Origin of the sequence: Streptomyces sp. HUAS MG91 (assembly GCF_040529335.1) — a bacterium.
Lineage (GTDB): Bacteria > Actinomycetota > Actinomycetes > Streptomycetales > Streptomycetaceae > Streptomyces > Streptomyces tabacisoli.
Genome location: NZ_CP159534.1, coordinates 8,015,622 through 8,038,881, shown reverse-complemented (window position 1 = coordinate 8,038,881; position 23,260 = coordinate 8,015,622). Strand labels below are relative to the sequence as shown.

At 72.5% G+C, this 23,260-nt stretch carries 24 protein-coding genes and 1 riboswitch; of the genes, 13 read left to right on the top strand and 11 right to left on the bottom strand.

The annotated features are described in order from the left end of the window. The first annotated feature begins 2 nt into the window (after positions 1-2). The 5 genes from glpK to ABII15_RS36425 all read left to right on the top strand — a co-directional run bounded on the left by glpK (position 3) and on the right by ABII15_RS36425 (position 5,006). Positions 3-1,502 carry a glycerol kinase GlpK gene (gene glpK, locus ABII15_RS36445; protein WP_353946561.1) on the top strand — a complete coding sequence of 500 codons (1,500 nt, stop codon included), beginning with the start codon at positions 3-5 and terminating at the stop codon, positions 1,500-1,502. Positions 1,503-1,566: 64 nt separating this feature from the next. Continuing rightward, positions 1,567-2,511, top strand: coding sequence for a shikimate dehydrogenase (locus tag ABII15_RS36440; protein WP_353946560.1), 945 nt, complete (start codon positions 1,567-1,569; stop codon positions 2,509-2,511). 35 nt (positions 2,512-2,546) lie between these two features. Beyond that, positions 2,547-3,131 (top strand): glucose-6-phosphate isomerase family protein, encoded by a 585-nt coding sequence (locus ABII15_RS36435; protein WP_353946559.1) that lies wholly within the window; start codon positions 2,547-2,549, stop codon positions 3,129-3,131. Beyond that, positions 3,128-4,054 carry an NAD(P)-dependent oxidoreductase gene (locus ABII15_RS36430; RefSeq protein WP_353946558.1) on the top strand — a complete coding sequence of 309 codons (927 nt, stop codon included), beginning with the start codon at positions 3,128-3,130 and terminating at the stop codon, positions 4,052-4,054. The genes ABII15_RS36435 and ABII15_RS36430 overlap by 4 nt, the downstream gene beginning before the upstream one ends. A 28-nt stretch (positions 4,055-4,082) precedes the next feature. Further along, positions 4,083-5,006 (top strand): MurR/RpiR family transcriptional regulator, encoded by a 924-nt coding sequence (locus ABII15_RS36425; protein ID WP_353946557.1) that lies wholly within the window; start codon positions 4,083-4,085, stop codon positions 5,004-5,006. Positions 5,007-5,020: 14 nt separating this feature from the next. On the opposite strand, the gene ABII15_RS36420 is transcribed toward ABII15_RS36425, so the two are convergent. Further along, positions 5,021-5,815 (bottom strand): GAF domain-containing protein, encoded by a 795-nt coding sequence (locus tag ABII15_RS36420; protein WP_353946556.1) that lies wholly within the window; start codon positions 5,813-5,815, stop codon positions 5,021-5,023. Between the two features lie 218 nt (positions 5,816-6,033). Between ABII15_RS36420 and ABII15_RS36415 the strand changes: the two genes are divergently transcribed. Further along, entirely contained in the window at positions 6,034-6,612 is a 579-nt protein-coding gene (locus tag ABII15_RS36415; RefSeq protein WP_353946555.1) for a dihydrofolate reductase family protein, read from the top strand. Between the two features lie 19 nt (positions 6,613-6,631). On the opposite strand, the gene ABII15_RS36410 is transcribed toward ABII15_RS36415, so the two are convergent. Beyond that, on the bottom strand, positions 6,632-7,849 hold the full coding sequence (locus ABII15_RS36410; RefSeq protein ID WP_353946554.1) for an MFS transporter: 1,218 nt from the start codon (positions 7,847-7,849) through the stop codon (positions 6,632-6,634). Between the two features lie 305 nt (positions 7,850-8,154). Between ABII15_RS36410 and ABII15_RS36405 the strand changes: the two genes are divergently transcribed. The 4 genes from ABII15_RS36405 to ABII15_RS36390 all read left to right on the top strand — a co-directional run bounded on the left by ABII15_RS36405 (position 8,155) and on the right by ABII15_RS36390 (position 11,974). Then, positions 8,155-8,814: an alpha/beta fold hydrolase gene (locus ABII15_RS36405; protein ID WP_353946553.1), complete on the top strand. Its 660-nt coding sequence runs from the start codon at positions 8,155-8,157 to the stop codon at positions 8,812-8,814. 68 nt (positions 8,815-8,882) lie between these two features. Continuing rightward, a riboswitch (cobalamin riboswitch) is annotated at positions 8,883-9,063 on the top strand. A gap of 66 nt (positions 9,064-9,129) precedes the next feature. After that, complete coding sequence (locus tag ABII15_RS36400; protein WP_353947312.1) at positions 9,130-10,164, top strand: ABC transporter substrate-binding protein; 1,035 nt, start codon at positions 9,130-9,132, stop codon at positions 10,162-10,164. Between the two features lie 11 nt (positions 10,165-10,175). After that, positions 10,176-11,183 carry an iron chelate uptake ABC transporter family permease subunit gene (locus tag ABII15_RS36395; protein WP_353947311.1) on the top strand — a complete coding sequence of 336 codons (1,008 nt, stop codon included), beginning with the start codon at positions 10,176-10,178 and terminating at the stop codon, positions 11,181-11,183. Then, positions 11,180-11,974, top strand: a complete 795-nt coding sequence (locus tag ABII15_RS36390) for an ABC transporter ATP-binding protein (protein ID WP_353946552.1) — start codon at positions 11,180-11,182, stop codon at positions 11,972-11,974. The genes ABII15_RS36395 and ABII15_RS36390 overlap by 4 nt, the downstream gene beginning before the upstream one ends. An 80-nt stretch (positions 11,975-12,054) precedes the next feature. Here ABII15_RS36390 and ABII15_RS36385 read toward each other — a convergent pair whose 3' ends face one another. Further along, complete coding sequence (locus ABII15_RS36385) at positions 12,055-12,675, bottom strand: L-threonylcarbamoyladenylate synthase (protein WP_353946551.1); 621 nt, start codon at positions 12,673-12,675, stop codon at positions 12,055-12,057. 335 nt (positions 12,676-13,010) lie between these two features. Between ABII15_RS36385 and ABII15_RS36380 the strand changes: the two genes are divergently transcribed. Next, positions 13,011-14,171 carry a hypothetical protein gene (locus ABII15_RS36380; protein WP_353946550.1) on the top strand — a complete coding sequence of 387 codons (1,161 nt, stop codon included), beginning with the start codon at positions 13,011-13,013 and terminating at the stop codon, positions 14,169-14,171. Positions 14,172-14,199: 28 nt separating this feature from the next. Here the strand turns inward: ABII15_RS36380 and ABII15_RS36375 are convergent, their stop codons facing one another. Then, complete coding sequence (locus tag ABII15_RS36375; RefSeq protein ID WP_353946549.1) at positions 14,200-14,556, bottom strand: hypothetical protein; 357 nt, start codon at positions 14,554-14,556, stop codon at positions 14,200-14,202. Positions 14,557-14,630: 74 nt separating this feature from the next. Between ABII15_RS36375 and ABII15_RS36370 the strand changes: the two genes are divergently transcribed. Beyond that, positions 14,631-14,987 carry a DUF779 domain-containing protein gene (locus ABII15_RS36370; RefSeq protein WP_353946548.1) on the top strand — a complete coding sequence of 119 codons (357 nt, stop codon included), beginning with the start codon at positions 14,631-14,633 and terminating at the stop codon, positions 14,985-14,987. A gap of 24 nt (positions 14,988-15,011) precedes the next feature. Here the strand turns inward: ABII15_RS36370 and ABII15_RS36365 are convergent, their stop codons facing one another. The 7 genes from ABII15_RS36365 to ABII15_RS36335 form a co-directional block, all read right to left on the bottom strand. Continuing rightward, positions 15,012-16,589 carry a hypothetical protein gene (locus ABII15_RS36365; RefSeq protein ID WP_353946547.1) on the bottom strand — a complete coding sequence of 526 codons (1,578 nt, stop codon included), beginning with the start codon at positions 16,587-16,589 and terminating at the stop codon, positions 15,012-15,014. Between the two features lie 70 nt (positions 16,590-16,659). Further along, positions 16,660-17,517 carry a phosphatidylinositol-specific phospholipase C/glycerophosphodiester phosphodiesterase family protein gene (locus ABII15_RS36360; protein WP_353946546.1) on the bottom strand — a complete coding sequence of 286 codons (858 nt, stop codon included), beginning with the start codon at positions 17,515-17,517 and terminating at the stop codon, positions 16,660-16,662. 148 nt (positions 17,518-17,665) lie between these two features. Continuing rightward, positions 17,666-18,040, bottom strand: coding sequence for a VOC family protein (locus tag ABII15_RS36355; RefSeq protein WP_353946545.1), 375 nt, complete (start codon positions 18,038-18,040; stop codon positions 17,666-17,668). Between the two features lie 58 nt (positions 18,041-18,098). After that, entirely contained in the window at positions 18,099-19,199 is a 1,101-nt protein-coding gene (locus ABII15_RS36350; RefSeq protein WP_353946544.1) for an acyl-CoA dehydrogenase family protein, read from the bottom strand. Beyond that, entirely contained in the window at positions 19,196-20,380 is a 1,185-nt protein-coding gene (locus tag ABII15_RS36345; protein WP_353946543.1) for an acyl-CoA dehydrogenase family protein, read from the bottom strand. Before ABII15_RS36345 ends, ABII15_RS36350 begins: the two co-directional genes overlap by 4 nt. Further along, positions 20,377-21,363, bottom strand: a complete 987-nt coding sequence (locus ABII15_RS36340; RefSeq protein WP_353946542.1) for an NADPH:quinone oxidoreductase family protein — start codon at positions 21,361-21,363, stop codon at positions 20,377-20,379. Before ABII15_RS36340 ends, ABII15_RS36345 begins: the two co-directional genes overlap by 4 nt. An 88-nt stretch (positions 21,364-21,451) precedes the next feature. Continuing rightward, on the bottom strand, positions 21,452-22,075 hold the full coding sequence (locus ABII15_RS36335; protein WP_353946541.1) for an XRE family transcriptional regulator: 624 nt from the start codon (positions 22,073-22,075) through the stop codon (positions 21,452-21,454). 101 nt (positions 22,076-22,176) lie between these two features. On the opposite strand from ABII15_RS36335, the gene ABII15_RS36330 reads away from it, so the two are divergent. Then, positions 22,177-23,241, top strand: a complete 1,065-nt coding sequence (locus ABII15_RS36330) for an NAD(P)/FAD-dependent oxidoreductase (protein WP_353946540.1) — start codon at positions 22,177-22,179, stop codon at positions 23,239-23,241. Positions 23,242-23,260: the final 19 nt, after the last annotated feature.

Here is a 23,260-nt window from a genome sequence, read left to right as displayed (position 1 = left end):
CCATGTCCCCCCGCTATGTGCTCGCCTTCGACGCGGGCACCACCGGAATCCGCGCGATCCTCTTCGACAAGCAGGGTGACGTCGCGGGGCTGGCCAGCCAGGAGTTCCCCCAGCTGTACCCGCAGCCGGGCTGGGTGGAGCACAACCCCCGCGACATCTGGAACACCCAGCTCACCGTCGCCAAGCAGGTCCTCGCCGAGGCCGACTGCACGGGCGACGACATCGCCGCGATCGGCATCACCAACCAGCGCGAGACCGTCGTCGTCTGGGACCGCGCCACCGGCGAGCCCGTCCACAACGCGATCGTCTGGCAGGACCGGCGCACCGCTCCCTTGTGCGAACAGCTCAAGGAGCGCGGCCTGGAGGAGCACGTCCGCGCCACCACCGGCCTCATCATCGACGCCTACTTCTCCGCGACGAAGATCAAGTGGATCCTCGATCACGTCCCGGGCGCCCGGGAGCGGGCCGAGCGCGGCGAACTCGCCTTCGGCACCGTCGACTCCTGGCTGATCTGGAACCTCACCGGCGGCGCCGTCCACGTCACGGACCACACCAACGCGGCCCGGACCATGTTGTTCGACATCCACCGCCTGGACTGGGACCCGCGGCTGCTGGCCGAGCTGGGCATCCCCCGCTCGCTGCTGCCCGAGGTGCGCCCCACCAGCGAGGTGTACGGGTACACCGAGCCGTCCGTGCTGCTCGGCGCCCGCATCCCGGTCGCCTCGGCGGTGGGTGACCAGCAGGGTGCCCTGTTCGGCCAGGCCTGCTTCGACGCGGGCAGCGTCAAGGCCACGTACGGCACCGGTGCCTCCCTCGTGCTGAACACCGGGGAGCGGCCCGTCGCCAGCGAGCGCGGCATGCTCACCACCATCGCGTGGGGCCTGGACGGCACGGTCGAGTACGCCCTGGAAGGGCTGATCTTCGTCGCCGCCGCCTCCATCCAGTGGCTGCGCGACGAGCTGTGCATCGTGTACGACGCCGAGGACACGGAGACCGCGGCCCGCCAGGTGCCCGACAGCAACGGCGTCTATCTGGTGCCGGCGTTCGTCGGCCTGGCCGCGCCGTACTGGGACCAGTACGCCCGCGGCGCGATCATCGGCCTGACGCGGGGCGTGAACCGCAAGCACATCATCCGGGCCGCCCTGGAGTCGATCGCCTATCAGTTCCGCGATGTCATCACCTGCATGGAGGCGGACTCCGGCATCACGACCCGGGAGATCCGGGTCGACGGCGGCGCCACCGTCAACAACTTCCTGATGCAGTTGCAGGCCGACATCATCGACGTACCGGTCCTGCGGCCCACCGTCATCGAGTCCTCGGCGCGCGGCGCCGCGTTCCTCGCCGGGCTCGCCACGGGCTTCTGGAAGGACCGGGCCGAGCTCGCGGAGATGTTCCGCCTCGACCGGCGCTTCGACGCCGCCCTGGACCGCGCCGAGGCCGACCGGCTGTACGCGGGCTGGCAACGCGCCGTGGAGCGCGCCCGCGACTGGGCCGAGCACTGAGGCCCGCTCTCTTCAACTCCCCTTCTTCATCCATCCGTTGATCCCGCACGTCTGGAGATCCCGCATGGGCAGCCTCTCGCCCGCGCAGCGCCCGACGATGTACTTCGTCGGCGTCACCACCACCAAGTCGTCCATCATGAAGGTCTTCCCGGCCTGGGCCCGCGCCCTGGGTCTGGACGCCGTCATCCAGGGCATCGACCTGCCCCTCGACGACACCGCGGAGCACTACCGCGACGTCGTCGACTTCATCAAGCACGACCCGCTCTCCCTCGGGGCGCTGGTCACCACCCACAAGCTCAACCTCTACAAGGCCGCCCACGACCTGTTCGACTCCGTCGGCCCGCAGACCGCGCTGCTCGACGAGGTCAGCAGCATCTCCAAGCGCGACGGCCGCCTGTGGGGCCACGCCATGGACCCGCTGACCAGCGGTCTCTCCCTCGAAGCGCTGGTCCCGCAGGGGCACTGGCGGCGCACCGGAGGCGATCTGCTGCTGCTCGGCGCGGGCGGCTCCGCGCTCGCGCTCACCCTCCACCTGCACGAGCGGGCGCTGGCCGGCGGGGACGTCCCGGGCCGCGTCGTCGTCACCAACCGCCGCCCGGGCCGCCTGGAGGAGATGCGGGCCGTGCACGCGAAGCTCGGCCTGAGCATCCCCGTCGAGTACGTCGTCGCCGACACCCCCGACGTCAACGACGCCCAGCTCGCCCGGCTCGCCCCGCACTCCGTGGTCGTAAACGCCACGGGCCTCGGCAAGGACCGGCCCGGCTCTCCGCTGACCGACGCGGCCCGCTTCCCCGAGCACGCGATCGCCTGGGACTTCAACTACCGCGGCGACCTCCTCTTCCTCGACCAGGCGCGCGCCCAGCAGGCCGGGCGGCACGTCACGGTGGAGGACGGCTGGCTGTACTTCATCCACGGCTGGACCCGGGTGATCGCCGAGGTGTTCGCCCTCGACATCCCCACCCAGGGACCCGAGTTCGACCGCCTGTCCGCCCTCGCCGCCCAGGCGTAGGCCACCCCCGTACCCGTACTTCAAGGAGCATCCGCATGACCGTCGCCACCCGTGACGCCGTCGTCACCGACTTCTCGCTCACCACCGGCCTGTCCGCCACGAAGCGGCCGCTGCGCCGTCACGTCGCCGACATGGCCGACATGTACGCCGACGCCGACGCGGCCCGCGTCCTGGCCGAACAGGGCACGCTCGTCTACGAGTTCTTCGACATGGGCGTCCCGCACGGCAGCGGCGAGGTCGCCTACGGCACCAGCATCACCTACCCGGGCAAGGTCGGTGACGAGTACTTCATGACCAAGGGCCACTTCCACGAGGTGCTGGAGACCTCGGAGATCTACTACTGCCTGTCGGGGCGCGGCCTGATGCTGATGGAGAACCCCGAGGGACACGTGCAGTGGGAGGAGTTCACGCCCGGCACCGCCGTCTACGTGCCCGCCCGCTACGCCCACCGGTCCATCAACACCAGCCCCGACGAGCCCCTGGTGACCTTCTTCGCGTTCCCCGGTCACGCCGGCCACGACTACGGCACCATCGAGACCAAGGGATTCCGCAAGATCGTCGTGGAGCGCGACGGACAGCCCGCCGTTCTCGACAACCCGCGCTGGCAGGAGGACGTGTGAGCGCCCCCGCCGTCGCCCGGATCGCCGTCACCCCGCGCTCCCTGTCCGCCGACGGGCACCCCGCCCTGGCGGAGCTGGAGGCCGCCGGGTTCGAGCTGGTCTACCCGGCGCCGGGCCGCATGCCCACCGCGGACGAACAGCGGGCGGCCCTGGCCGACTGCGTCGGCTATCTCGCCGGGGTCGAGCCGATCACCGGTGACATCCTGGACCGGGCGCCCCGCCTGCGCGTCATCAGCCGCAACGGAGTGGGCACCGACGCCGTCGACCTGGCCGCCGCGGCCGAGCGTGGCATCACGGTGACGACCACGGGCGACGCCAACGCCCAAGGGGTCGCCGAACTCACCCTCGCCCTGATCCTGGCCTCGGGCCGCGCCATCCCCGCGCAGGACGCCGCGCTGCGCCAGGGTGAATGGCGGCGCAGGCGCGGCCGCGAACTCGCCGGCCGCACCCTCGGGGTCATCGGGTGCGGCCGGATCGGCAGCCGGGTCGCCGCCCTGGGACGCGCCCTGGGCATGCGGGTCCTCCGCCACGACGCGGCGCCCGGGGCGGGCGACACTCCGCTGCCGCGGCTGCTGGCCGAGTCCGACGTGCTCACGCTGCACTGCCCGCCGCCGGCCGGCGGGCCGCTGGTCGACGCGGCGTTCCTCGACGCCGTGCGGCCGGGCGCCTGCCTGGTCAACACGGCCCGCGCCACGCTGATCGATCCGCGTGCGGTGCGCGCCGCGCTCGACGACGGGCGCCTGGGCGGGTACGCCACGGACGTCTTCGAGGTGGAGCCGCCCGCCGATCGCGACCTGCTCGCGCACCCGCTGGCGGTCAGCACGCCCCACATCGGCGGGTTCACCGAGGAGAGCGTCGACCGGGCCACCCGGGCGGCAGTGGACAATCTTCTCCAGGCCCTCAGCGGGGCCCGCGACGGATAACCGGCCAGACCGACGAGCGGAGCGAGCGATGGCAGTCCCAGCAGAGGGCACGGCGGCACCCGGTGGCGGCAATGTGCTGCACCAGATCACCCGCCGGCTGCCCTATCTGCCGTCCGCGCTGCGCCAGATCGCCGAGTACCTGGTGGCCCATCCCACCGAGGCACAGGCCATGACGATCACGCAGCTCGCCTCGGCGTGCGGGGTCGCCGAGTCGACCGTCTCCCGTTTCGTGCGGGAGATGGGCCTAGAGAGCTATCACACGCTCCGCGTCGGTCTCGCCGAGGCCCGCTTCGCCGCCACCCGCACCGCCGCGGGCGGCGGCGAGGCGGAATTCGTCTACGAGGGCATCCTGCGGGACGACGCCGCGCCCGCCATCATCGGCAAGATCGAGCGCAGCAGCCGGCAGGCCCTCACCCGGACCGCCCGGCAGGTCGACGCCGAGGCACTGGCGGAGGCCGCCGCGCTCCTCGACGAGGCGAACGCCCTCGTCTTCTGCTCCATGGGCGCCTCCGGCATCGCCGCCGAGGAGGGCGTGATGCGCTTCACCCGCGCCGGCAAGAAGTGTCTGCACTACCGCGACCAGAGCGTGCAGATGATGGTCGCCACCGTGCTCGCCCCCGGCGACGTCCTCATCGCGATCAGCGACTCCGGCCAGACCACCGCCGTGGTGGAGGCGACCCGGCTGGCCGTCGACCGCGGGGCCGCCACCATCGCGATCACCGCGGCCCCCAAGAGCCCGCTGGCCCGGCTCGCGGACGTGCCGCTGTTCACGTCGAACGTCGAGGGAGCGGGCCTGTACGGCGAGTCCGTGACCTCCAAGTGGGGTCAGCTGCTGCTGGTCGACATCCTCTACGCGACGTACGCGGCACGGCACTTCGACGAGACGCTGCACACGCTCCAGGAGACGTACGAGGCGGGCATCCGGCACTCGCGCGGGCGCCGCAGGCCCTGAGACAGTCGGGCCGGTCAGCGGATCAGCCGGCCGGCCGCCTCGGCCACGTACGCCAGCTCGCGCCGCACCTCGGGCGTCCACACGGTGGGCCGGGCGAAGTGGGTGGAGAGCATCCCCGCCAGGTCGCCCGCCGCCGTCATCACGGGCAGCGAGGCGACGGCCCGCACCCCCGCGTCCTCCAGGACCTCCGCCGCCGGTGTGCCGACGAACAGATCGGACTCGCGGACGTCCTCCACGTAGACGGCGCTGCGCTGTGCGGCGGCCGTGCCGCAGGTGCTGCCGTGCGCCCTGGTCTCCACGCGGCGGAAGAAGTCCAGGAACGGCTGGTGGAAGCCGCGCTGTGTCGTGATGCGCAGGGACTGCGAGGCGGAGTCCAGGAGCTGGGCGTTGCCCATCGGAGCCCCGGTCACGCGCAGGGCCGCGGCCAGCGCCTCCCGCATCACCAGCCGGTTGCGGCTCTCGGCCGGGGCGGTGGTCTCCGCACCGCGTCCCGCGTGCCGGCACAGGGCACGCAGCCGGCCGCTCTCGTGCATCTGCCGCAGCCGGGGATCGTCGACGCCCCAGACCTCCAGCTCACCGCCCGCCGCGCGCACCTGCTCGGCGACCGCCTCGACGAGCGCCACTCCGGCCATCCCCACGAAGGACACCCGGCTGAAGTCGAGGACCAGGCAGCGGTGGTGGTCCGCCAGCTGCTGCCGCAGCGCGACCACGGCGTCCTCGTCGAGGCGGCCCGCGACGTGCACGACGGTCCGCTCGGGCTGCGCGGCGACCGACACCTCGATGCCCGGCACCGATACGGACCACCCCATGCGTTCCACCCGCCCAAGCCGTGCTGACGACGCACGTCCAGCGTAGAGGCCCACGGCGGCCGGATGTATCACCCGTGCACGTACCACCGGGCGCGGCGACGGGGCGCGGCGGAGATCCTGGACGGAGCCGCCCCCGGCCGATGAGTCCCGCCGCGCCGGACGGTCTCACTCACCGACGGGGCTTTCACCCGGGAACGCCCACGGACAAGGGGAACGCCATGACCACCACATACACCTTCGACGTCTTCTCCAGCCTCGACGGCTTCGGCGGGGCCGGCGGCGACTGGACCGGGTACTGGGGCAAGCAGGGGCCCGAGCTGCTCGCCCACCGGCTCGCCCAGTACGGCACCGACCAGCGGATGGTCATCGGGGCGAACACGTACCGGCTGTTCGCGCAGATGCTGGCGGCGAGCACCGAGGACTCCGACGTGCGGGACCCCTGGGTCACCCGGATGAGGGAGCTTCCGGCGACGGTGGTGTCGTCGACGCTGGACGGTCCCCTCGACTGGCCCGACGCCACCGTCGAGAAGGGTGACGCCGTCGATGTCGTCGCCCGGCTCAAGGCGGAGTCGGCGGTGCCGCTGCGCTCGCACGGCAGCCTCGCGATGAACCGGGCGCTGATGGCCGCCGGACTGGTCGACCGGGTGCAGGTGACGGTCTTCCCCGTGATCACGGGCCGTACCGGGCTCGCTCCGGTCTTCGCGGGTGCGGAGGACTTCGATCTCGAGCTGATCGAGAGCCGGACGCTCGGCGGCGACATCCAGGAGCTGAGCTACCGGCCCACCCTGCACCCCTGAGCGGCGGCGCGGGACCGGGTCAGCTCGTCTCGACCGGTGCGGGGCGCTGCTCCGCGCTCTCGCCGGGCGAGGCCGCGGCGACCTCGGAGCTCCGGCCGCCCCGGTCGGTCAGACCGGCCACGAGCGCGAGTCCCAGGCCGGCCACGGCGAGCACGGCTCCGGCGAGGTTGGGCGCGGCCCAGCCCCAGCCGGCCGAGATGACCAGACCGCCGATCCACGCGCCGCCCGCGTTGGCCAGGTTGAACGCGGAGTGGTTGGAGGCGGCGGCCATGGTGGGGGCGTTCTTCGCCTTGGCCATGAGCAGCATCTGGACCGGCGTGGTGATCAGCGAGCCCATCGCGCCGATGAAGGTGATCGTCAGCAGGGCGGGCACCGTGCTGTGGACGGTGAAGTAGAACGTCACCAGCGCTGCGGCGAGCAGCGCGAGACCGCCGTACAGGGTCGGGCGCAGCGCGCGGTCGGTGAGCGGCCCCGCGAGGAGGGTGCCGGCGGTCATGCCGACGCCGTACAGGGCGAGGACCAGGGTGGTGGAGGAGTCCGAGATGCCGGTGAGGTGCGTCAGCATCGGGACGAGGTAGCTGTAGACGGCGAAGAAGCCGCCGAAGCCGACGACGGCCGTGGCGAGGCCCAGCGCGACCTGCTTGTTGCCCATGGCGCGCAGCTCGTGCCGGATGCCGGACTGCTCGCCGCGCGGCTGGTGGGGAACGAAGACGGCGAGCGCGGCGAGGGCGACGACACCGATGACGGCGACGGCCCAGTAGGCGGCGCGCCAGCCGAGCTGCTGTCCCAGCGCGGTGCCTGCGGGCACGCCCACGATGTTCGCGACGGTGAGTCCGAGGAACATCTTCGACACGGCGCGGGCCGCCCGGTCCGGGGCGACGAGGCGGGAGGCGACGACGGCGCCGACGCCGAAGAGGGCGCCGTGCGGCAGGCCCGCCAGGAAGCGGGCGGCGAAGAGCGTGCCGAAGGAGGGGGCGAGCGCGGACGCGGCGTTGCCGAGGACGAAGAGGCCGGTCAGGAGCAGCAGCAGCCGCTTGTGCGGGATGCGCGCGCCGATGCCGGTGAGCAGCGGGGCGCCGACGACGACGCCGAGGGCGTAGGCCGAGACGAGGTTTCCCGCGTGGGGCACGGAGACATGGACGCCGTCGGCTATCTGGGGCAGCAGCCCCATCGTGGCGAACTCGGTCGTGCCGATGCCGAACGCGACAACGGCCAGGGCCAACAGGGCCAGCGGCATGGTGCGGGGGAACCTTTCGGAGACGTGCGGGGTGTGACGGGCGGGTTTTTCCAGAACGTTCAAGGATATTCACGTACGTCCATGGGCAAAATCCGGAGTCCCGGAATGCAGGTGACCTGCAGTGCAGCCGCCCGGTCCGGCCACGCATTCCGGGTTCGGAGGGCCGCTGCGGTGATGTGTGTCACGACGCTCTCCGGCCGCCCGGTTCGACGTAGGCTCGTGGGACCAACTGATCTTCACGGCAGGCCTGTTGGCCGGGCGAGGGCGGGGGCACCGGAATGATGCCGGAGCGGCGGACGGTACGAGTGGCGGGGATCCGGCTGTCCTACGAGGTGTCGGGGCCGCCGGACGCCGTGCCGCTCCTGCTGCTGCACGGTCTGGGCGAGGGCGCTGCCGACTGGGCACCGGTGGCCCCGGCGTTCGCCCGCGACCACCGGGTGTACGCCCTCGACCTGCCCGGGCACGGGCACAGCGACTGGCCGGGCCGGTACTCCCTGGAGCTGATGCGCGACGACGTGGCCGCGTTCCTGGACGCCCTGGGGCTCGACCGGACACGGGTCGTCGCACACTCGATGGGTGGTGTGGTCGCGCATCTGCTGGCGGCGGCCGAGCCGGAGCGGGTGACGCGGCTGGTGCTCGAGGACGTGCCGCTGCCCCGCCCGCGGACGCCTCCGCCGCTGGTCCGCCCGGACGGGGAGCTGGGCTTCGACTGGGAGATGCTGGTGCAGGTCCGGCCGCAGCTCGACACCCCGCCCGCGCACTGGCTGGAGCGGCTGGGTGCGATCACCGCCGGGACGCTGGTGGTGGCGGGCGGGCCGCTGAGCCATGTGCCGCAGGACGGTGTCGCGGAGCTGGCGCGGCGGATTCCCGGCGGGCGGCTCCTGACCATCCCGGTCGGGCATCTGGTCCACAAGGAGGCGCCGGAGGAGTTCGCGGCGGAGGTCGGCGCGTTCCTCGGCGGCTGAGCGCCCGCGCTCGCGAAAACCCCGGCACCAGGGCTCCCACCAGGCCCGTGATACTTTCGCCGGGCCAGTCGTACCTTTGCACGGTCTGTCCGTGCACGGGTCAGGGAATCCGGTGGGAATCCGGAGCTGACGCGCAGCGGTGAGGGTGACGGGCGGAGCCACAGCCACTGGGCCGGTGACACGGTCTGGGAAGGCGCTTCGCGCGGACGACCCCGAGTCCGAAGACCTGCTGGCGGCCTCCGGGGCGTTCCGCGGCCGGGGGCGGACCGTAGACCGGCTCCGCGTATGAGCCCTGGACGCAGAGGATTCCCCGTGCTGCCCGCTCGCTTCGCCCGTCATGTCCGCCGCGGCGCACCACTGTTGGCCGGCGCCGTGTTCCTGGCCGGGTGCGGAGGGCCGGCCGACGGCGCTGGCGACGAGAAGTCGGCGCGCGGCGTCACGGTCGACAACTGCGGTACGAAGGTACGTGTCGACCGTGCCCCGCAGCGTGCCGTCGCCCTCGACCAGGGCGCGGCGGAGATCATGCTGTCGCTCGGTCTCGCCGACCGGATGGTGGGCACCGGCACGTGGACGGACCCGGTGCTCAAGGGACTTGAGAAGGCGAACGCGCGGGTGCCCCGGCTCGCCGACCGCTACCCCTCCTTCGAGAAGGTCCTCTCCGTCGAACCCGACTTCGCCGCGGCCTCGTTCACGTACACCCTCAGCAAGGGCGGGGTGGCCTCGCGCGAGAAGTTCGCCGAACTCGGGGTCCCCACCTACCTCTCCCCCAGTGACTGCGCCGGCAAGGACAACAGCGGCGACGGCGACGGCGAGCGGACCGAGGCGCTCACCCTCGACACGGTCTACGGCGAGATACGCGACCTGGCGCGGATCTTCCACGTGGAGGAGCGCGGCGAGAAGCTCATCGACACGCTCACGGCCCGCGTGGACAAGGCCGCTTCGGCGGCCGACACCTCGGACGTCAGCGTGCTGTACTGGTTCGCGAACTCCGACTCGCCCTACATGGCGGGCTGTTGCGGCGCCCCGGGTGTCATCACCAAGGAGCTGGGGCTGCGCAACGTCTTCGCCGACACCCATGAGGAGTGGCCGCAGATCGGCTGGGAGACGGTCGCGGACCGCGACCCGGACGTCCTCGTCATCGGCGATCTGACGCGCCGCTCGCAGTCGGCCGAGTCCGCCGCGCAGAAGATCAGGTTCCTGGAGTCCGATCCCGTCACGAAGAACATGACGGCGGTGCGCGAGAAGCGGTACGTGCTGCTGCGCGGGCAGGACATGAACCCGACGATCCGCACCGTGGACGGGGTCGAGAAGGTGGCCGCCGCGCTCGGCGAGTTCGGTCTCGCCCGGTGAGTGCCACCGCGCTGCGCTCCGGTCTGTACTGGGCGGCGGGCGTGTTCGCGCTGTGCGCGTCCGTCGCCGTGGCGATCACCTTCGGGCCCGCGCGGATCGGCGTCGGCGACGTGTGGTCGGCGGTGGGCGCGCGGCTCGGCTGGGGCAGTTCGGACCTGTCGCCGATCCGCGACGGCATCGTATGGAATCTGCGGCTGCCGCGGACGCTGCTCGCGGCGGTGTGCGGGGCCGGGCTCGCCGTGTGCGGCACGGTGCTACAGGCGCTGCTGCGCAATCCGCTCGCCGATCCGTTCGTGCTCGGGGTGTCCTCGGGAGCGTCGGCGGGCGCCGTGCTCGTCGTGGTCCTGGGGGTGGGCGGCGGCGCGCTGTCGGTGTCGGGCGGGGCGTTCATCGGCGCGGTCGTCTCGTTCGCGCTGGTGCTGCTGCTCAGCCACACCCTGGGCGGCACGACGGACCGGGTGGTGCTCAGCGGGGTGGCGGCGATGCAGTTGTTCTCCGCGCTGACCTCGGTCGTGGTGCTGACGGCCGCCGACGCGGAGACCACCCGCGGCGTGCTGTTCTGGCTGCTCGGCTCGCTCGGCGGCGTCGGCTGGACCGAGGTGTGGCTGTGCCTCGCGGTGCTCGTGGTCGCGCTGGTGGTGTGTCTCGGGTACGGGCGCACGCTCGACGCGTTCGCCTTCGGCCCGGAGGCGGCGGCCGCGCTGGGCGTCCACGTGGCCCGCACCCGGCTGATCCTGCTGTGCGTGACGGCCCTGCTGACCGCGGTGCTGGTCAGCGCGGCGGGCGCGATCGGCTTCGTCGGCCTGGTGCTGCCGCACGCGGCCCGCGCCCTGGTCGGGCCCGGGCACACCCGGCTGCTGCCGGTGACGGCGCTCGCCGGCGCGGTGTTCCTGGTCTGGGTGGACACGGCGGCGCGTACGGTCCTGGCGCCGCAGGAGGTTCCGGTGGGAGTGGTGACGTCCTTGATCGGTGTGCCCGCGTTCGTGGCGGTGCTGTACCGGCGCAGGGCCGTGCGGTGACGGCCGGGCTGCACGCGGAGCGCGTGTCCTGGTCGGCCGGCGGCGCCCTGATCCTCGACGGGGTGGCGCTCGCGCCGCGCCCCGGCACCGTGACGGGTCTGCTCGGCCCGAACGGCTCGGGCAAGTCGACGCTGCTGCGGGTGCTCGCCGGGGTGCTCGCCCCGGACACCGGTGTCGTCACCCTCGACGGGGTGCCGCTCGCGGACGTGCCGCGCCGCACGGTCGCGCGGCGGGTCGCCGTCGTCGAGCAACAGGCGGACACGCAGGTCGAGTTGACGGTGGCCGACGTGGTACGGCTCGGCCGGATCCCGCACCGTCGCGCGTGGACGCCGGCGTCCACGGCCGACGAGGCCGCGGTCCGCTCGGCACTGGAGCGCAGCGGTCTGGCCGACAAGGCGCACCGGCTGTGGCACACCCTGTCGGGCGGCGAGCGGCAGCGGGCGCAGATCGCGCGCGCCCTGGCCCAGGAGCCGCGCGAGCTGCTGCTCGACGAGCCGACCAACCACCTGGACATCCAGCATCAGCTGGAACTGCTCGACCTGATCACCGGGCTCGGCCTGACGAGCGTCGTCGCGCTGCACGACCTGAATCTGGCAGCCGCGTACTGCGCGCAGGTCGTCGTGGTGCGCCGGGGCCGGGTCGTCGCGGCGGGCACGCCGGACGAGGTCCTCACCGAGGAGCTGATCGCGGACGTGTACGGGGTCCGTGCCCGGGTGAGCGTCCCGGAGCCGGGCGAGCGGCCGCACATCCGCTTCCTGGGGACCCTCGCGCGCGACTCCCGGGAACCGTAGCCGCGAGCGGTGCTCGATACGCCGGCGACGCCGGACCCGCCCGTTCCCGAAGCGGTGACGGGCGGGGTCGGCGGCGGTGCTCATTCGAAGCGGTCGGGATCCCCCGCGCCGCGCCGCACGACCTCGGCCTCGCCGGACGAGAAGTCGATCACCGTGGTGGGTTCGGTGCCGCAGTCGCCGGAGTCGAGGACGGCGTCCACGACGTGGTCGAGCCGCTCCTTGATCTCCCAGCCCTGGGTGAGCGGCTCGTCCTCGCCGGGCAGCAGCAGGGTGCTCGACAGCAGCGGCTCGCCGAGCTCGGCGAGGAGCGCCTGGGTGACGACGTGGTCGGGGATGCGGACGCCCACCGTCTTCTTCTTCGGGTGCTGGAGCTGGCGCGGCACCTCGCGGGTCGCGGGCAGGATGAAGGTGTAGCTGCCCGGTGTGGCCGCCTTGATCGCGCGGAACACGTCGTTGTCGATCATCACGAATCTGCCCAGTTGCGCGAAGTCCTGGCAGACGAGTGTGAAGTGGTGTTTGTCGTCGAGATGCCGGATCGACCGGATCCGGTCGACACCTTCCCGGTTGCCGAGGCGGCAGCCGAGTGCATAACAGGAGTCCGTGGGGTAGGCGACAAGTGCACTGTCTCGGATGCCGTCGGCAACCGCTCCGATGATGCGTGCCTGCGGGTTCGCGGGGTGGACGTCGAAGTACCTGGCCATCCGCCGAGCCTACGGGATCGGGAACGGCGGACGGGCGCACGGACGGGCGCGGCGGACGCGAACGGCTGAGGGAAGGCGGATCGGGACATGCGCACAGGACCCGCACGGCGGCGGACGGCCCCCCGCGCCCCACGGGGGCGCGGGCACCGGCACAGACACCGGTCGGCGCGTACGCGCGCTGCGGCGGACGGCGGAACACGACACACCCGGCATTCACCGTCCGACGGATTCGGCGCCCACGCGCGACAATCCCGACACCGACCCACCCCGACAGAGCGCGCCGACAGGTCCTCGGACCATACTGTCTGCGCCCCGACCGCCCACAGAACGACTCCATGACCTCCAAGAAGAACTCTTCCTTCACCCCCGCCCCCGACACCGTGTGGCTGTCCCGTGGGCGGCATCTCGGACACGAGCCCGAGCAGGACCTCCGGCGCAACCTGATCGCCCTCAAGGCGGCCGGGGTGCTCGACGACTTCCTCGACCTGGATCCGGTCGAGGCGGCGCGTTCCTCCGTGCTGCACCCGCGCGACGAGGACGCCGATCCTGGTCCGCTCGCCCGCCGGCAGTTCGAGGCGCGGTGGCGGGTCGCCGACGACGTCACGGTGCGCGCACAGCTGACGACGTTCGACGTCGAGGCACGCCGCAGGGAGGGCGACGGCATCGTCTGGGTGCTCGCCGCCGAGGCCGAGCGGCCCTGGGAGCTGGGCTGGGCGTCGCCCGCGACGATGTTCTGGCCGGACACCGACCGGGTCGGCTGGGACCACGACACGGTCTCGGGGCTGCGGCTGCGGGCCACGAACCATCTGCCCAAGGATCCCGACGAACTGCGGCACCAGGTCAGGGACTGGGCGCGGCGCAGCTGGTACACGCACGTCGTGGTGCACGAGGCGATGACGCCGGACGCGAGCGGGCAGCGGCCGATCACGCCGTTCCTGCCGCCGAGCCTGCGGCACCGGGTGATAGAGCACCGGGCGTCGCCCGAGCAGTCGCAGATCGCGGACGCCGCGCTGAAGCGGGAGCTGGGTGTGCGGATGCCGCGGGGCGGCGCCGTCGTGCTGCCGACGCAGCCGCCGCTGCCGGGCTACGACGCGGAGCGCGCCGCGGTGTCGAACGTGTTCCTGAACGGCACCGAGCCGTCCGAACTCATCGCCAGGATCACCGAGTTCGCGACGCTCCCGAGGCCGTTGCCCGAGGACGCGGAGCAGGCTCTGGCCCGGCTGCGCAAGGGCTGGCACCTACTGACGCCGGACGAGGAGCTGGCGCACGCGCAGGACATGGTCGGCCGCTACGCCGAGGCGCTGGAGGCGATGACGAAGTCCCGTGACGCGTACAAGGAGGCGGCCGAGGCGGCGCAGTCCGCGCTGAACGAGGCCCGCAAGGGTGACGGCGTGCCGTCGGGCCTGCCGCTGACGCCGCCCGGCACGAAGCCGGACGGCTCGCCGCTGAGCGCGCTGACGAAGGCCTTCGGCCGGTTCCGCGACCCGAACAAGTAGGGCGCGCGGAACCGCTCGGTTCCTGGGGTCAGTCCGACCCGGCCTCGCCCGGGTCGGACATCCGCAGCGCGATCTCTCTGAGCAGTTCCACGGAGTTGACGTCGGCGCGTCCCTCGTCGTGCACCTTGGCGAGCTGCGTGAAGAGGAACGCGAACGCCTCCACGAGCGACACGCTGGCCGGCATGAGCGCGGCGATGGTCAGTTCCGCCGCCTGTTCCGCGGTGGCTCCGGCCGGGATCTCCACTGTCGGGAACACCTCCGACACCAGCTGACCCAGCTGGGACAGGTCGGTGTCCAGTTCCTCTCCGTCGCTGAGTCTGCGTACCATCTCCTGCGTCTCGGTGAGCACACCGATGGCCCGCAGGATGATCTCCCTCTGTTCCATGCGGGGAGCCTATGCGGGCGCGGCGCCCACGCGTGCAACGTCGTCGCAACGTCCCGCCCCGGATGCTTCCCCGTATGACCGATGTACCCCGCGTGGAGCTGACGTCCGCGGCCGCCGAACTGGTGCGGCGGCTGCGCGCGGCCCACGGCCCGCTGATGTTCCACCAGTCCGGCGGCTGCTGCGACGGCAGCGCTCCGATGTGCTACCCGGCGGGCGAGTTCCGTACCGGCGGCTCCGACGTGCTGCTCCAGGACCTGATGGTGGAGGGGGTGGCGGAGCCGGTGTCGTTCTGGATGTCCAGGAGCCAGTACGAGGTGTGGAGTCACACCCGCCTCATCGTCGACGTCGTCGAGGGCCGCGGCAGCGGCTTCTCCCTGGAGGCGCCGGAGGGAGTACGTTTCCTGATCCGCTCCCGGCTGGTCGACGCCTAGCCGGGAGCGGGGGGGCGCAAGGCGTCAGCTGTCGTGTACGGCGACCAGGCCGTTGAAGACGCCCACGTAGGCGGTGCCGTCGGGACCGAGTGTCACGGGCGCCCAGTTGTTGTCGTAGGCGACGCCGGTTCCCACGAGCCGCTTCCAGCGGGTGGCGCCGGTGCGGAAGTCGACGGCGGTGAGGTACCAGGCGTCCACGCCGAGGGAGTTGGGCTCCTTGGTGTAGAAGTACAGCAGCCCGTTGGCGGTGGAGAGCTTCGGCACGGTGGACGGGGAGCGCACACCGCTCTCCCACACCGTGTCGCAGCCGCTGCCGTCGGCGCGTACGTCGATCCGGGTGACGCCGCCGACGACGCTGCGCCCGAAGGTGAGCGAGGTGATGTTCTCGTAGCCGTAGTTGTTCTCGACGACGAGGCTGTTCCCGTACGAGATGAGGGAGTTGTCGGTCGTGGACGCTCCGGAGCCGAAGACGGGCACCTTGCAGACGAGGCGTTCGTCGGCGGGGACGTCGGCGCCGCGCCGGTAGACGAGGACGTTCATCCGGTCGTCGGCGTTGTCGGTGATGGCGACGTAGTCGTCCTGGATGCCGAACAGGTCGGGGGTGGTGCCCGAACCCTGGTTCACCGAGCCGGGCTTGGTGCCCGTGCCGCGGTCGTACGTCTGGCGCCACACGGTCTTCGGGGTGCCGTCGGCAGCGGCAGCGAAGCTGTACAGCGCGTGGTCGGTGACGATCGAGACGCCGTCCTTTGACACGGAGAAGGAGTTCTGGATCTCCTCGCCCTCCAGGCGGACCGACCTGATGGTGCCGGTGGCGGGGTCGACGGTGCCGACGCGGCCCTGCCGGGTCACCCACCACACGCGGCCCTGCCAGTCCGGCATCACGGAGGTGACGGGGTCGCACTCGCCGCTCGGGTACAGGTTCGTCCAGGAGGCGCAGTCGTGTGGGACGACGCCGGTCAGGTCCCAGTCGTCGGTGACCTTGAACTCCCAGCTCCCGTCGGCCTTGCGGGTGTGGGCGAGCCGCAGGATGTGCTGGCGGGAGTCGGCGAGGACGAGGCGGTCCTGGTCGTCGAGGTAGGAGTAGGCGCCGCCCGAGGTGTCCTTGAAGATCTTGGAGAAGTCGAGGGTGGTGATGGCCTCGACGGTGGAGGGGCGCTGGGGGAGCTTGTACTCGGCGAGGGTCTTGAGGCTGTGCGGGTCGAGGAGTTTGACCAGGAAGCCGGTGAAGGTGCCGCACACGGTGACGATGCGGCCCTCCTTGTCGAAGGTGACGGTGGCGCACTCGCCGCCGAGCGCGGCCATCTGCTCGCTGGTGACCTGCGGGGCGTTGCCGTTCGGGCCGCTCCAGGGGTAGGTGGCGCTGCCCCAGGCGTCCGCGTGCATGCCGCTGCGGCCGTTCCCCGCGAGGTAGGGGTGCTGATCGGGGGCCGGGCCGGGAACCGCCTGGGGCTGGGCGGGGGCGCCCTCGTACTGCGGGACCAGGCGGTGGCCCGGGGCCTTGGGGATCTCGTCGGCCCCGGCACCGGCCGGGCCGACGAGACCGAGCCCGGCCAAGGTCAGCGTGACGGCGAGGGTGCGGGCGAGGTGTCTGCGAAGCGGCATGCCGCGAAGCTAGGCGCCCATGCTTGAAGTGTCCATGCGGATACGGGAGTTGTTCATGAAGCCGCAACGATCACCGGTCGTGGGCGGTGAGGAACGCCTCGAGGCCCGCGAGGTCGTCGGTGTTCAGGTGGTCGACGTCGGCGGCGATCAACTCGCGCCACACGGCGTCCCGTTCGGGCCCGGGGAAATCCGGGGTGGCCCAGAAGCGGACACGCTGCCCGTGGGCGTGCGCGGCGGAGACGATGCCGTGCAGCCTGTCGCGTTCGGCGGCGGGCATCGGGCCGCTGCCCAGCCAGGTGAAGTTGTTCGTCCAGTTGTCGCTGATGAGCGGGATGAAGGAGGCGGGGTCCGCGGTGCCGAGGTCGGTGAGCCGGCCGTCGTAGAAGGCGCTGCGGGTGGGCTGGGCCGCGATGACCGGGCCCGCGGCGCGGTCGCCGGAGACGACGGCGGTGACGGGTCCGGGGCGCACCTTGCCGTGCGCGTAGGTGGTGAACAGACCTCGGTGACGGCTCAGTTGGCGGTCGAGTTCGCGGTAGGCCGCGGCGCCCTCGGTCTTGATGTCGACGAGGAGCTGGAGCGGCCGGCGCCATCCCCGGTACACCGATCCGTGGTGGGCGCGGACGCGGGCGGCGAGCGGGGCGAGGTAGAGGGATTCGAGGGTGCGCGCCGGGTCGAGGTCGACGGGGTCGTGGGCGACGAGGAGGTCGCCGTCGACGAGGTAGATGTCGGCCTCGACGCTGTTGAAGCGATGGTCGAGGGCGTCGAACAGCGGGCGCGGGTGGTCGTAGTCGTTGTGGGCGTGGGCCCGCGTCAGCGGGCGCGGGCCGCGCGGCTTCCCGCCCGCGTGGGCGAGTTGTGGTGCGGCGACACCGGTGGCCAGTGCGGCGGCGAACGCGCCGAGGGCTCTGCGGCGGGTGGTCGGTGCCATGAGTGCCTCCCGTGGTGGGCCGGTGGGACACGGGTGAGTATGCGGGGCCCATGGCACTGATGGGCAGCCCTGGAGGGGAAGTTGGCCGGACCGCCGCCAGTGGTTCACCCGGGACGGCTCCGGCCGGTCGTTCCGTCCTGGTGGCCGGCTAGTTCGCCCGCTCGGCCGCACCGCGCTCGACGCAGAACTCGTTGCCCTCCGGGTCGTGGAGGGTCACCCAGCCCGTACCGTCGGGGCGGCGGTGGTCACCCTGGAGGGTGGCGCCGAGGGCGAGCAGCCGGTCGACCTCCTCGTCCCGGGTGCGGTCCTGGGGCTGGAGGTCGATGTGCAGGCGATTCTTGGCGGACTTGCCCTCGGGGACGCGGATGAGCAGGACGCCCACGGACGCGCTCTCCACCAGCGCCTCGGGGTCGCCGGGACGGTCCTCGTCGCTGACGGCTCCGCCCAGCACCTCGGCCCAGAAACCTCCGAGGGCGTAGGGGTCGGCGCAGTCGATGGTGAGGTGGCGGATGAGTGAGGTCATGCCCGTGAAGGGATCACGGGCATGACGTCGCTGTCCATCGAATTGCGCCGGCCGTCGCTCAGGGCGCCCGCAGATCGACCAGTTCGGCCAGTTCCTCCCGGTGGCGGCCCACCGTGCCGAGGGCGATCGCGGAGGACTTGGCGCGCTTGAGGTAGAGGTGGATCGGGTGCTCCCACGTCATGCCGATGCCACCGTGCAGTTGCAGCGCCTCCTCGGCCACGTGCACGGCGACGGGCGCCGTGTACGCCTGGGCGACGGCGACGGCCACGTCGGTGTCGTCGCTGCCGGTGGCGAGCGCGTCGGCCGCGTTGCGGGCCGTGGCGCGGGCGTTGACCACTTCGAGCCACAGCTGGGCGAGCCGGTGCTTGAGCGCCTGGAAGGAGCCGACGGGCCGGTTGAACTGGTGGCGCTCGCGCGTGTAGCGCACGGTCTCCGTCAGCAGCCAGTCGGCGAGGCCGAGTTGTTCCGAGGCGAGCAGTCCGGCACCGGCGCGCAGCGCACGGCGCACGGCGGGCGCCGCGGTGTCCGCGAGGAGCCGTCCGGCGGCGGCCTCGAAGGTGACGGTGGCCAGCGGACGCGTCGGGTCGAAGGAGGTCTGCGGTGCGACCGTGACCCCGTCGGCCGAGGCGTCCACGGCGAACAGCCCGTCGGGGGTGGGTACGAGGAACACATCGGCGAAGGCCGCGTCCGCGACGCCGGTGACCCGCCCGGTCAGGCTGGAGTCCGTGGCGCGTACGTCCGTGAACTCCCGGCCGGGCGTCGCCGACAGCGGCACCGTGAGCGCGCCGACCGTGCGGCCCGAGGCGAGCGCGGACAGCAGGGTCTCGGCCTCGCTGCCGACGCAGGCGAGCAGCGCCTCGGTCGCGATGACGGCGCTCGTCAGGTACGGGACGGGGGCGACGGCGCGCCCCAGCTCCTCCAGGACGACGGCGGCCTCGCGGTGCGAGGCGCCCTGCCCGCCGCGCTCCTCGGGCACGAGCAGGCCGGCCAGGCCCATGCTCTCGGCGAGGTTCTTCCACAGGGCGCGGTCGTGCGGCTCGTCGCCCTCGATCCGCGCGAGCACGGCCGGGGCGGCGCAGTGGTCGGTGAGCAGGTCGCGGACCGCCGAGCGGAGCGCTTCCTCGTCCTCGGAGTAGAGGAGGTCGGGCTGAGTGCTCATCGGGAGAGGTCCTTCCAGGCGACGTCCTTGTCGGTGCGCGGCTCGGGCGGCAGGCCCAGCACGCGCTCGGCGACGATGTTCAGCAGGACCTCGCTCGTCCCGCCCTCGATGCTGTTGCCCTTGGCGCGCAGATAGCGGTAGCCGGCGTCGCGGCCCGCGAAGTCGACGATCTCGGGGCGGCGCATGGTCCAGTCGTCGTACAACAGGCCCTCCTCGCCGAGGAGTTCCAGCTCCAGACCGCTGATCTGCTGGTTGAGGCGGGCGAAGCCGAGCTTCATGCCGGCGCCCTCGGGGCCGGGGTGTCCGGCGACGAGCTGCTGGCGCAGCCGCTCGCCGGTGAGCCGGGCGACCTCGGCCTCGACCCACAGCGTCATGAGGCGCTGGTGCAGGTCGTGCGTGCGCAGCTCGGGGCGCTCGCGCCAGGTGTCGGCGACGATGCCGATGAGGCCGCCCTCGCGCGGGATGCGCATGCCGCCGATGGCGACGCGCTCGTTGTTGAGGGTGGTCTGGGCGACCTTCCAGCCGTCGCCGGTCTCGCCGAGCCGGTGGGCGTCGGGGATCCGGACGTCGGTGAGGAAGACCTCGTTGAACTCGGCCTCGCCGGTGATCTGGCGCAGCGGCCGCACCTCGACGCCGGGGTCGGTCATGTCGCACACGAAGTAGGTGATGCCCCGGTGCTTGGGCACGTCCGGGTCGGTGCGGGCGATGAGGATGGCGAACCGGGAGTTGTGCGCGCCGGACGTCCACACCTTCTGTCCGTTGACGATCCAGTCGTCGCCCTCGCGCACGGCGCGGGTGCCGAGCGCGGCGAGGTCGGATCCGGCGCCGGGCTCGCTGAAGAGCTGGCACCAGATCTCCTGGCCCACCCAGAGCGGCTTGAGGAAGCGCCGCTTCTGCTCGTCGGTGCCGTAGCGCAGGACGGTGGGGGCGGCCATGCCGAGCCCGATCCCGTTGCGCCGGGGGTCGTTGTCGGGGGCGCCGGCCGCCTCCAGCTCCGCGTCCACGACGGCTTGCAGGGCGCGCGGGGCATCGAGTCCGCCGAGGCCCTCGGGGTAGTGCACCCAGGCGAGACCGGCGTCGAAGCGGGCGCTGAGGAACTCCTCGCGCGGGGTGGTGGCGACCGGGTGCGCGGCCAGGAACTCCTGGGTCAGGGTGCGCAGTCGCGCGGCGTCGAGGCTCATGCGGCGGCTCCTTCCGTACGGGCGCGCAGGCCGGGCACCACGACGACGCGGCCGGTGGTGACGCCGTCCGCGACGCGCTGGACGGCGGCCGGCGCGTCGGCGAGGTCGACGCGGTCGCTGACGAGGGGCTTGATGGCGCCGCGCGCGGCCAGCTCGGTGAGCTTCTCGTGGCAGTGCGGGATCAGCCCGGGGTTCTTCTGCGCGTACAGGCCCCAGTGCAGACCCATGATCGAGTAGTTCTTGACGAGGGCGTGGTTGAGGGCGGGGCTCGGGATGCTGCCCGAGGCGAAGCCGACCACGACGATCCGGCCCTCGAAGGCGACGGTCTTCGCCGACTGCTGGTAGGCGTCGCCGCCCACGGGGTCGTAGATCACGTCCGCGCCGCGTCCGCCGGTCGCCTCCTTGACGGCGGCGATGACGTCGTCGGAGCGCCGGTCGACGACCACGTCGCAGCCCAGCTCCTGGGCGACCTTGGCCTTGTCGGGGCCGCCGACGACACCGATGACCCGGGCTCCCGCGGCCTTGCCGAGCTGCACGGCGGCGCTGCCGACCCCGCCCGCGGCGGCGTGCACGAGCAGCGTCTCGCCCTCCTGGAGGCGGGCGCGCTGGTGCAGGCCGAACCAGCCGGTCTGGTACCCGATGTGCAGGGCGGCGGTCTCGGCGTCGTCGAGGGCGTCCGGGGCGGGCAGCAGCGCGCGGGCGTCGGCGACGGCGTACTCGGCGAAGCCGCCGTACGGCAGGGCCGGATTGGCGATGACGCGGCGGCCGTCCTCGGTCTCGCCGCAGATCTCCACCCCGGGGGTGAACGGCAGCGGCGGCCTGACCTGGTACTGGCCGCGGCAGAGCAGCGCGTCCGGGAAGTTGATGTTGGCGGCGCGCACCTTGAGCAGGACCTGCCCCTCACCGGGCTCGGGACGCGCGACCTCCTCCAGGCGCATCACCTCGCTCGGCTCGCCGTTCTCGTGCACTTGCCATGCCTGCATGCGGGGCCTCCACGGGACTGCTTCGTCAAACCGGGTTCGGCTGCATACTAAGCGGTCGCTTGCCGGTCTGTGAATGCCCTGGTCCGGCTCACTCCTCCTTGGCCCGCGCGGGCCGCGCCCGTACGTGCATGCGCTCGCCCTGCGGCCCGAAGAGGCTCAGGAACTCGGCGGGCCCCTCCCCCGTGGAGCCGAACCAGTGCGGCACCCGGGTGTCGAACTCGGCGGCCTCGCCGGGGCCGAGCACCACGTCGTGCTCGCCGAGGACGATCCGCAGCTTCCCGGAGAGCATGTAGATCCACTCGTAGCCCTCGTGGGTCTGCGGGTCGGGTTCCGTCCGCCGGTTCGGCTCGATGATCTTGTAGGCCTGGAGGCCGCCCGGCTGCCGGGTGAGCGGGATCATCGTGCGGCCGTGCCGTACGACGGGCTTCGCGCCGCGCACCCGGGGATCGCCGACCGGTGGGGCTCCGACCAGCTCGTCCAGCGGGACCTGATGGGCGCGGGCGATGGGCAGCAGCAGCTCCAGGCTCGGCTTGCGCAGCCCGGACTCCAGGCGGGAGAGCGTGCTGACGGAGATACCCGTGGTCTCGGAGAGGCCGGAGAGGGTGGCGCCGCGCTCCTTGCGCAGGGCGCGCAGGCGCGGGCCGACGCTGGCGAGCACGTCGTCCGTGCTCGCCTCCGGCCCCGCGGCGGGTTCGTCCTTGTGCGTGTCCATGAATCCATTGCAGTTTCGGCAAAGCCGTTTGTCAATCCGGCGAGTGCACGTGCACCTTCGGGAGAGACGGGATCAGCCGGTACGGAGACGAGGTACACCCCATGAACAGCACGAACAGTACAAGCAGCGCCGAGAAGGCCGTGAGGGCCGGGCAGGACATGTACGAGGTCGTGGTGGTCGGGGGCGGTACGGCGGGACTGTCGGCCGCGCTGGTCCTGGGGCGCTCACGCCGCTCGGTCCTGGTCGTCGACGCGGGCGAGCCACGCAACGCGCCGGCCGCCCACATGCAGGGCTATCCCTCGCGCGACGGCATGCCGCCCGCCGAGTTCCTGGCCGAGGTGCGCCGGGAGGTCACGGGGTACGGCGTGGAGCTGGTGGCGGACCGGGTGACGGCGGCCGAGCCGGACGGGGACGGCGAGTTCGATGTGACGCTCGCGTCCGGCGGCCGGGTGCACGCGCGCCGGCTGGTGATCGCGACGGGCCTGGTGGACGAGCTGCCGGAGGTGCCCGGTGTCGCCGAGCGCTGGGGCAAGGACGTGCTGCACTGCCCGTACTGCCACGGCTGGGAGGTCCGGGACGGTGCGATCGGCGTGCTGTACCGCGAGGCGACCGGAATCCACCAGGCGCTGCTGTTCAGCCAGCTCTCCGACGACGTGACGCTCTTCCTCGACGGCACGGACGCCGACGGCCTGCCGGACGACGACTGGCAGTTGCTGGCCGCCGCCGGTGTGGGCGTGGTCGTGGGCGGGGTCGACCGGCTGGTGGTGACGGACGACCGGCTGACCGCGGTGCGGCTCGCGGACGGCCGGGAGTTCCCGCGGTCGGTGTTCGTGGTGCCGACCCGCACGGTGCCGCGCGACGGTCTGCTGTCCGCGCTGGGCGCCGTCACGAAGGAGACCCCGGCCGGGCCGTTCGTCGACGTGGACCCGACGGGGCTGACGAGCGTACCGGGCGTGTGGGCCGTGGGGAACGCGGCGGGACCCGCGGAGCAGGTCGTCAACGCGGCGAGCGCGGGCTACCGGGCGGGCGCCTTCATCAACGCGCAGCTGGTGATGTCCGACGCGGCGCGGGGCGCCGAGCGGCGGCGCGCCGGGGCGTTCTCCCCCGAGGGCGAGCGGGCGGTGGCCCTGGCCCGCACCAAGTCCGGCGCGGCAGTGGCAAGTTGACGGCTCAGGGAGTATCCAT

Excerpts from the sequence above, each read along its gene's own strand:
- ABII15_RS36365 (WP_353946547.1), bottom strand. The coding sequence starts at position 16,589 with ATGCCGCTTCGCAGACACCTCGCCCGCACCCTCGCCGTCACGCTGACC.
- ABII15_RS36435 (WP_353946559.1), top strand. The coding sequence starts at position 2,547 with ATGACCGTCGCCACCCGTGACGCCGTCGTCACCGACTTCTCGCTCACC.
- ABII15_RS36340 (WP_353946542.1), bottom strand. The coding sequence starts at position 21,363 with ATGCAGGCATGGCAAGTGCACGAGAACGGCGAGCCGAGCGAGGTGATG.
- ABII15_RS36420 (WP_353946556.1), bottom strand. The coding sequence starts at position 5,815 with ATGGGGTGGTCCGTATCGGTGCCGGGCATCGAGGTGTCGGTCGCCGCG.
- ABII15_RS36350 (WP_353946544.1), bottom strand. The coding sequence starts at position 19,199 with ATGAGCACTCAGCCCGACCTCCTCTACTCCGAGGACGAGGAAGCGCTC.
- ABII15_RS36370 (WP_353946548.1), top strand. The coding sequence starts at position 14,631 with ATGACCGATGTACCCCGCGTGGAGCTGACGTCCGCGGCCGCCGAACTG.
- ABII15_RS36345 (WP_353946543.1), bottom strand. The coding sequence starts at position 20,380 with ATGAGCCTCGACGCCGCGCGACTGCGCACCCTGACCCAGGAGTTCCTG.
- ABII15_RS36375 (WP_353946549.1), bottom strand. The coding sequence starts at position 14,556 with ATGGAACAGAGGGAGATCATCCTGCGGGCCATCGGTGTGCTCACCGAG.
- ABII15_RS36425 (WP_353946557.1), top strand. The coding sequence starts at position 4,083 with ATGGCAGTCCCAGCAGAGGGCACGGCGGCACCCGGTGGCGGCAATGTG.
- ABII15_RS36335 (WP_353946541.1), bottom strand. The coding sequence starts at position 22,075 with ATGGACACGCACAAGGACGAACCCGCCGCGGGGCCGGAGGCGAGCACG.
- glpK (WP_353946561.1), top strand. The coding sequence starts at position 3 with ATGTCCCCCCGCTATGTGCTCGCCTTCGACGCGGGCACCACCGGAATC.
- ABII15_RS36410 (WP_353946554.1), bottom strand. The coding sequence starts at position 7,849 with ATGCCGCTGGCCCTGTTGGCCCTGGCCGTTGTCGCGTTCGGCATCGGC.
- ABII15_RS36355 (WP_353946545.1), bottom strand. The coding sequence starts at position 18,040 with ATGACCTCACTCATCCGCCACCTCACCATCGACTGCGCCGACCCCTAC.
- ABII15_RS36415 (WP_353946555.1), top strand. The coding sequence starts at position 6,034 with ATGACCACCACATACACCTTCGACGTCTTCTCCAGCCTCGACGGCTTC.
- ABII15_RS36360 (WP_353946546.1), bottom strand. The coding sequence starts at position 17,517 with ATGGCACCGACCACCCGCCGCAGAGCCCTCGGCGCGTTCGCCGCCGCA.
- ABII15_RS36330 (WP_353946540.1), top strand. The coding sequence starts at position 22,177 with ATGAACAGCACGAACAGTACAAGCAGCGCCGAGAAGGCCGTGAGGGCC.
- ABII15_RS36385 (WP_353946551.1), bottom strand. The coding sequence starts at position 12,675 with ATGGCCAGGTACTTCGACGTCCACCCCGCGAACCCGCAGGCACGCATC.
- ABII15_RS36380 (WP_353946550.1), top strand. The coding sequence starts at position 13,011 with ATGACCTCCAAGAAGAACTCTTCCTTCACCCCCGCCCCCGACACCGTG.
- ABII15_RS36440 (WP_353946560.1), top strand. The coding sequence starts at position 1,567 with ATGGGCAGCCTCTCGCCCGCGCAGCGCCCGACGATGTACTTCGTCGGC.